This window comes from Acaryochloris sp. IP29b_bin.137 (genome assembly GCF_028285745.1).
Lineage (GTDB): Bacteria > Cyanobacteriota > Cyanobacteriia > Thermosynechococcales > Thermosynechococcaceae > Acaryochloris.
In genome coordinates this window covers 1-7,987 of record NZ_JANQOP010000068.1, presented here as the reverse complement: position 1 = coordinate 7,987, position 7,987 = coordinate 1, and the positions used below count along the sequence as shown (strand labels likewise).

Genomic DNA, 7,987 nt, shown 5'->3' with positions numbered 1-7,987 from the left:
CCTGATAGGGAAGAAGTAGACCTCAAGCCATCAATCATTGATGGCTTATTTTGCCGTGGAAGTGTAACCCAAAATCCCCTGTTTTTAAACCATGCCGATTACTTTCAATGCGACCACTGGGGAATTGATCATTGCTGGAACATTCAACAATACCTTGGGAATACTGGATACAGATTCGGGATTTAATGTCGCCACCCACGTCATGATGATCTAATTCTGGGGTTTAGCTACCAGAAACTGGAATTCTCGCCCAGAGACGGTTCCAAGACTCTAAGGTTTACAAGAACACTTCTAATTGTCAGGCTATACTCACCCCTACCTAAAACACCTAATCTTTATCCAAGCAGTTGTATGCTAAGCTCAAAATTTTTTTAGTTTGCTTTTTTCTTGTCTTAGGAAATTATAGACACTTTAAAGTAATATTATTTTGATTAACACTATGTGCTTGCATAGGCAAATTATAGATTTTATTGTAGATGAACTTAAGATACTAGCAGAAAATTCTCAGAGCAAAATTGTTCGTTTAGAAGTATCTATAGATCATGATATAGAACCATTGCACTGGTTAAGCCAACAAAAATCCATCGTAAAAACTTATTGGTCAGACAGGCATGATAGGTTTGAAATGGCTGGTGTTGGATCAGCTGATTTAGTATTTAGCAGGGAAAAAGCAAGCTCCCATGTTCTCTTTAAACGCTTAAGAAAATTTCTGTCCTGCAAATATTCCTGCGTTCGTTACTATGGGGGTATATGTTTTTCGCAAAATCAGATTGCTAGTTATCCTTGGCAGGATTTTGGAAATCATTTCTTTCTTGTTCCCAAGTTTGAAGTTTGCAAGGATAAAACTGGTACCTATTTTGCATTGAATTTACTGTTACATCACAGCGATAATGCAAATAAAAAGATCCAACAAACTTTGCAAGAACTAGCAGCTATCAATTTTAACTTACCTCATCAACAATGCGAAAAACCTCAAATATCTAAGCGAGTCGATTTTCCTAATCAGCTACAGTGGTATCACAATGTCAATAAGGGATTAACTTATCTTGATCAAGGTATACTTGAGAAGGTAGTTTTAGCTAGACAAACTGAGTTTACAATTGTAGACTCTTGTCAGCCAGAACATTTGTTGAGTTTAATCCAAAAGGAGCAAAACTGTTCTTTTCAATTTTGCTTTCAGCTAGATAGAGATAAAGCTTTTATTGGTTCTACACCCGAACGCCTTTATTGGCGACAAAGTAGCCAAATTCAAACTGAGGCAATTGCCGGAACTCGTCCCAGAGGGTCATCTTACCAAGAAGATGATAATTTGGCTAATGAGTTGCTATCTTCCCCTAAAGAAATGAGGGAGCATAAATTAGTATTGAAAGGTTTGCAAGAAACTCTTAGCACTTTATGTCATCAGGTTAATATTGCAGATGGCCCCAATTTATTGCGCCTCAATCAAGTACAACATTTATACTCTCATTGTTCTGGAATCCTGAATCCTGAAATAAGTGATGCGGACATTATTAATCAACTTCATCCTACACCCGCAGTAGGTGGTTATCCTAGACAAAAAGCATTAGAGCTAATCGCTAATCTAGAGACTTTTTCAAGGGGATTTTATGCATCTCCTGTGGGATGGGTAGCCCTTGAAAGTGCTGAGTTTTTAGTTTCAATTCGGTCAGGTTTAATTCAAAGGAATAAACTGATTTTATATGCTGGAGCAGGTATCATTTCAGATTCTCAGCCAGAAGCAGAATGGGAAGAATTAGAAAGTAAAATCAGAAATTTTCTTCAGGTTTTAAATTGTCAAGCTTCGGTAGATGTTGTATGAAATACAGGGAAAATCAGAATTATTATCCTGTTTAAAATATAGGGCAATCTTTAAATGAACTTATCGAAATAAATCAAGGGATTTTAAGGTATCCAAGGAGTTGCGATGGAGTCTCTCAAGCCAAACATTTTCGGTAAAACTTGAGGCTTGAAAGCCCACTTTAAAGGGGAGTTTAACCGCTGGTCCTAAATTCTCACTTTTATGGTTGCGGGAAGCTTATATCCATAACGCGACGTTGTCACCCTGAGGTTGGGCTGAAAGGTCAAGACTTGTGGGTTTGGCAGCACCTAGATTTGTTGGATGCGGCTATGACCATGGTAATGATCGAATTCCCCAATCATATCGGAGACTTACGAAGCATAGTTAATGGCTTAATTGGGTATTCTTTCATTAACAAGGTGCATAGGTCTCTTGTAACCAAGTGACTTCATGCTGAATAGGTTTAATATGACGAGAACTAGCCTATCAATCTGCTAGTTCTGTTCCTTTGTGGGTCTATAGAGCATCTATTCAGTAAAACTCTACTCACATTGAAAATAGAAATGTGGACCCATTTTTACCGTAATACCCGGCTACTAATTCTCACAATATGTATTATTTTAGTGTGGGGACTATCTTCATTTCATGTTCTACCTCGCATGGAAGATCCTGCCATAAGCCAGTGGAGTGGCAAAATAACCACTCGCTTTCCAAGTGCAAGTGCCACTAGAGTAGATTCTTTAGTAACTGAAAAATTAGAACAAAAACTTCAGGAAGTTGAGGAAATAAAATTTATTGAATCTACTTCACAGCTGGGTACATCCTTAATCTTTATAGTACTGAAAGATACTGTTAAAAATCATGATGAGGTGTGGTCTAGCATACGTGATCGAATTGCTGATATTACTCCCCAGTTGCCTTCAGGTGTATTAGCTCCCAAATATGAGGACATGAATGACGGTAGGGGTTATACCCTTATAGTTGCCCTCACCTGGGAATTAGATACTCCACCTAATTATGCCATCTTGAATCGTCTTTCAGAGAATCTTAGACAACAACTACGAGGCATCGGAGGTGTAGAGGAGATTGAGTTTTGGGGTGCCCCTTCTGAAGAAATTCTAGTTGAGATTAATCCAGTCGTTTTAGGAAAATTAGGAATTACTCCCCAGCAGCTTGCTCAACAAATTCGCCTCAGCGACGCCAAAGTATCTTCCGGCAGGTTACTCAGCCCGAACAATGACCTATTACTTGAAGTAAATAGTGAAATAGACTCTCTTGAACGGATTCGTCAAATTCCAATCCGTACTGACAAAAATTCAGAGCAATTAATACCTTTGGGGGATATTGCCCTAGTAAAAAAGAGTAGGCAAGATCCACCGAGCGAACTAGCAATTATCAATGGCAAACCAGGAATTACCTTAGCAGTTTTAGTTGAACCTAACAGGCGGGTTGACCAATGGATGGAAGAGGCCACCCAGACGTTAGAAGCATTTCGCAGCACCATATCATCCGATATTGGTTTGGACATTATCCTTAACCAAAATCGTTATGTCGAGACTAGATTGAATAATCTTTTCAAGAATCTGATGATTGGCGTAATATTTGTCGTTGCCAGTACAACCCTTCTAATGGGAGGAAAATCTGCACTAGTGTTGGGGTTATCACTACCCTTATCCATACTGATGGTATTTGGAGGGATGAGGTTATTAGAGATTCCCCTACATCAGATGTCATTAACGGGTTTAGTTATTGCTTTGGGGATGCTAATTGACAACGCTATAGTTGTGGTTGATGAAATAAAACATTTATTTGAAGAGGGCTTACATCCCCAAAAAGCTATTTCTCGGGCGGTCAGTTATCTAGCCATTCCCTTACTGGCTTCTACCCTGACCACTGTTCTTACCTTCTTTCCTATTGCTATTTTACGGGGACATATCGGCGAATATGTAAGAACAATCTCCATCAGCGTAATCGTCGCCATCAGTAGCTCCCTATTATTCTCCCTTACAATTATTCCTGCAATCATGAGTAGGATGTATCAGAAAGGGGAGATTCACCATAAAAACATGGTTTGGTGGCGAACTGGTTTCTCAAACCCTCAATTAACTCAAGTTTATCGCCGTATCCTAGGCTCAATTTTAACAACTCCGCTATTAGGAGTAGGACTAGCCATTATCTTGCCCATTATAGGTTTTATGGCTGTAGGTCATATCCCAGAACAGTTTTTCCCTCCAGCAGAGCGAAATCAATTTCAAATCAAGTTAGAACTTCCTCTGTCTACCTCCATGGAGCAGACAAAATCTATCGTTGAGGAAGCGAACAATCTGATCGCTCAGCACTCTGAAGTCACTGATCTCCATTGGTTTATCGGAACATACGCACCTACCTTCTACTATACGGTTGCCCGACATGGGATTAAGGGAGAAGTTCCCCACTATGCTACTGCAATGGTTCAAACAAATACTGGGAGATCTATTCCTAATCTCGTTCAAAATTTGCAAAGGGAACTAGATCGAGGTTTTCCCTCTGCTCGAATCCTTGTCGAGCAGTTAAAGCAGGCCCTTCCTGTTCCCCCTATTGAATTGCGAGTTTATGGCCCAGATCTGGATATTCTTGAGGAGCTTGGAAACCAAGTTCGCTCTGAATTAGTTCAAGTTCCTCAAGTTATCCATACACGTACCAGCTTGGGAGAATTTCTACCAAAATTAACTCTCTCCTTGGATGAAGAACAAGCTCAACTCACGGGGCTAGATAACACTCAAATAGCCCAGCAACTCAATACAAACTTAGAAGGCACTGTCGGGGGGTCTATCCTCGAAGATACAGTTGAATTGCCCTTGCGAGTTCGTCTAGGTAGCGATAATCGTGCTAACCTCGACCAGATTACGACGATTGGTTTAGTACCCAAACCTCCGTTAAACTCAGGAAAATCAACTTCTATCCCTCTATCAGCTCTGGGTCAAATTGACCTGATCCCCGAAACTGCCATTATTACTCGGCGTAATGGTCAAAGAGTCAATACAGTTCAAGGATTCATAACAGCGGGGGTATTACCATCAACTGTCCTAGCTGATTTCAAACAACGCCTAAATAACAGCAATTTTCAACTTCCGCCAGGTTATTCAATGGAATGGGGGGGAGAAGCAGCTGAACGTAATGAAGCTGTCGGCAATTTACTTTCCACTGCAGGAATATTTATTGTTTTGATGGTTTCTGTCCTTGTTCTCTCTTTTAATTCCTTCCGGAGTGCCTGCATCATCTTATTAGTTGCTGTTGGTTCAGTAGGACTTGCACTTGCCTCCTTATGGTTTTTTGGTTATCCACTCGGTTTCATGGCCATTTTAGGCACGGTGGGTTTAGTTGGAGTAGCCATTAATGACTCAATTGTAGTGCTCGCTGCTATCCGCACAAATCCCCGAGCCCGAAAAGGCTTCCGCCCAGCAATGGTAGATGTGATTGTGCGCTCAACTCGCCATGTCCTCACCACTACTATTACGACCGTTGCTGGGTTTATTCCCCTCTTGCTCGATGGTGGAGAACTTTGGCCTCCTTTAGCCATTTGCATTGCTGGAGGCGTGGGTGGGGCTACTTTCCTAGCATTGTTCTTTGTTCCCTGTGCTTACCTCATCGTGTTTGGTCAAACCTATCCCAAATCCTTCAAACTTTTAGGGAACCCAACATCATGAAAGAGCCATTCGACCAGCAACATGCCAAAACGGACTCAGAAGGAAGTTGGGTTGAGCGATTTTTCAAACAGCTCCTGCAGGATACTGATAGACACAACACTCCCAAATTTGCATTTTCCAGTCGAGCCACTATTCTGCTGATATTTGGCTTGATGATTATTGGATTTACACCTAACGGTCGGCAATGGGCATCAAATCTAAGAATGCTGTCAGCTTTTCGATCCGGTCAAACAGCAAATGCGAATGATTCAGACGCAACAACAATTCTTCCTGTTGAAACTTTTCAGGTTACCAAAGTCCATACTTACCAGGTTAAGCGGACCTATACTGGCACGATTGTTCCTCGCCGGACCAGTCCACTAAGCTTTGAGCGAGCTGGTAAGTTACTGAGCCTAACTATTGATCAAGGCGATCAAGTCGAAAGAGGGATGCCCCTAGCCTATCTAGATACCCAAAAACTCCGGGTCAAACATCAGGAACTGATCGCTGGAAGAAATCAGATCGATGCCTTACTCAAAGAATTGAAAACTGGCTCACGCTCCGAAACCATTGCAGCAGAAAGATCATCGGTTAAAAATTTAGACTCTCAACTGAAACTCGCTCAATCTAGACATCAACGTCGTCAGGCGCTTTATACCGCTGGTGCTATTCCCCGTGAGCATCTCGATGAAGCTACTACGGAAGTCAACACTGTGCAAGCTCGTCTGAATGAAGCCCAAAGTCAGCTCGATAAGGTTCTTACGGGGTCACGACCTGAAAAAATTGAGGCTCAAACAGCTGCATTAGAACAATTAGAGGCAAGGTTAGACGGACTAGAAATTGACCTGAGGCAAAGCATCTTGAGAGCACCGTTTACCGGCAGAATTGCCAACCGCCTGGTAGATGAAGGAACCGTTGTTTCAGCAGGTCAACCTATTCTCACCCTTCTAGAAGACCAAGCCCTGGAGGCCCATGTAGGTGTTCCAGTTGAAGCCGCTACTCAGATTCCTATAGGTAGTAACCAACACCTCGTGATTGGAAAAGAACAATATGAAGCCGAAGTTATAGCAACTTTACCCCAAATAGACCCTGTGACTCGTACCCTCACCGTAGTGCTCCAAATAGAGCCATCAGCTTCCAGGGAAGTTCGAAGTGGTCAAATCACTCGATTAAAATTAACTGAAACCATTGATGATTTTGGTTACTGGCTGCCTACAACAGCTCTTGTCAGAGGCGTTCGAGGTCTATGGTCTTGTTATGCTTTACGAGAAGCAGAAACATCCATTCACCCCCCAAATACCTTTCAGGTTGAGAAAAGAGATGTAGAAGTTCTATATACCCAGGGAGATAAGGTGTTTGTGCGCGGTACGCTCCAAAACAATGATCAAGTCATTGTTAACGGAAACCACCGCCTTATTGCTGGTCAATTAGTCCATCCTGTTGAGGTAAATCTATCAGTCCTGCGCAACCAAAATTGAAAAGCCTTCACCTGTCTGATAGGGTAATTGCTTGCCCTAACATATACTCTATATACTTTCCATTTTTTCGAACTGATAAAAATTGAATCTGACCTGAAGACTTCATCAACAAGCTGTGGGAAGATCATTACGGAGAAGGCCTACCTGTAATATTTTCCGGGTTGCATTGCCCAGTCTGAATTTTGGAGGTTTTACAATGGACTCACTCCTCTCAGCTTAAGAGGCATCTGCTTGAATGAAAGCCAAAATTTTACTGTGTGATGACGAACACTAGACGAGATTGAACCAGCAGTTGAAAACTTCCGCTTTCAGGCTCTGCCTGAGGAGGCAGCACCTGCCAAAACCCTTACCTGATCCGGGAACCTTTCTGCTGCTGTTTCTAGATCATTGGGGATATAGCGAAAACAGGGAAGTTGCACTAATGGCTGATTAAGTAAGCCTCTAACCGGCCTTAAACGACCATAACTGCGATTTAAGGCATTTTAGTATAAGAGTACTATACTGATAAACCTATTTCGGCCATTACAGCGCTTGCACGCTAATCTGATTATCAATAAGTAATATTTAATGAGAAGTACTAAAACTACTGCTATCCATAGCTCAATGGCACTGACTTAAGCTCAATCAAACAGCTAGCTTAGCTTTGAGAGCAGAGCGAGGTTGTCGCATTCGCGGGAAAGATTTGGGTCTGCGTTTGACGACTCTCGGTTCGTGCCGATTCGGTCGAGAGGGTAATAGATCGGCTGCCATGGTCTCAAGTAGATGAGTAAACAACCGCTTTCTGGTCGCACGCTTGGCTGTCGCCAACAAAGCAAGCATCTGATTGAAGTGTTGTCGTGCTCCTTGCACAGACAGTTGAGTTCTAGCATTATCTGCTAGCGGTGCCGCAAGTTCCATGAGACTTCTGAGTAGGTTATAGCCCAACAAATGTACCCAAATGTCCTTGCGCACCATATCCGGAGTTTTGGCACTGAGCATCTCCATTTTTAAGGTGGTTTTGAGATGGCGCAGATTGACTTCCGCCACTGGCCAACGCCAGCCATACA

4 protein-coding genes and 1 pseudogene are annotated in these 7,987 nt (G+C 42.2%); 4 read left to right on the top strand and 1 reads right to left on the bottom strand.

Going from position 1 to position 7,987, the window contains the following annotated elements; all coding sequences use genetic code 11:
- Window positions 1-91: 91 nt before the first annotated feature.
- From Q0991_RS05125 to Q0991_RS05110, 4 genes are all read left to right on the top strand, one after another.
- Entirely contained in the window at window positions 92-214 is a 123-nt protein-coding gene (locus tag Q0991_RS05125; protein WP_299486114.1) for a hypothetical protein, read from the top strand.
- 213 nt (window positions 215-427) lie between these two features.
- Complete coding sequence (locus Q0991_RS05120; RefSeq protein ID WP_299486112.1) at window positions 428-1,819, top strand: isochorismate synthase; 1,392 nt, start codon at window positions 428-430, stop codon at window positions 1,817-1,819.
- A 542-nt stretch (window positions 1,820-2,361) separates the two neighbouring features.
- Complete coding sequence (locus Q0991_RS05115; RefSeq protein WP_299486110.1) at window positions 2,362-5,484, top strand: efflux RND transporter permease subunit; 3,123 nt, start codon at window positions 2,362-2,364, stop codon at window positions 5,482-5,484.
- A complete protein-coding gene (locus Q0991_RS05110) occupies window positions 5,481-6,941 on the top strand; it encodes an efflux RND transporter periplasmic adaptor subunit (RefSeq protein WP_299486108.1) in 1,461 nt (486 codons plus the stop codon). Before Q0991_RS05115 ends, Q0991_RS05110 begins: the two co-directional genes overlap by 4 nt.
- Before the next feature lie 624 nt (window positions 6,942-7,565).
- Here the strand turns inward: Q0991_RS05110 and Q0991_RS05105 are convergent.
- A pseudogene (locus Q0991_RS05105) lies at window positions 7,566-7,987 on the bottom strand (IS4 family transposase); the annotation flags it as partial.

What these genes read in the sequence shown, in the direction of transcription:
- Q0991_RS05110 (WP_299486108.1), top strand. Translation starts at nt 5,481, where the DNA reads ATGAAAGAGCCATTCGACCAGCAACATGCCAAAACGGACTCAGAAGGA.
- Q0991_RS05125 (WP_299486114.1), top strand. Translation starts at nt 92, where the DNA reads ATGCCGATTACTTTCAATGCGACCACTGGGGAATTGATCATTGCTGGA.
- Q0991_RS05115 (WP_299486110.1), top strand. Translation starts at nt 2,362, where the DNA reads ATGTGGACCCATTTTTACCGTAATACCCGGCTACTAATTCTCACAATA.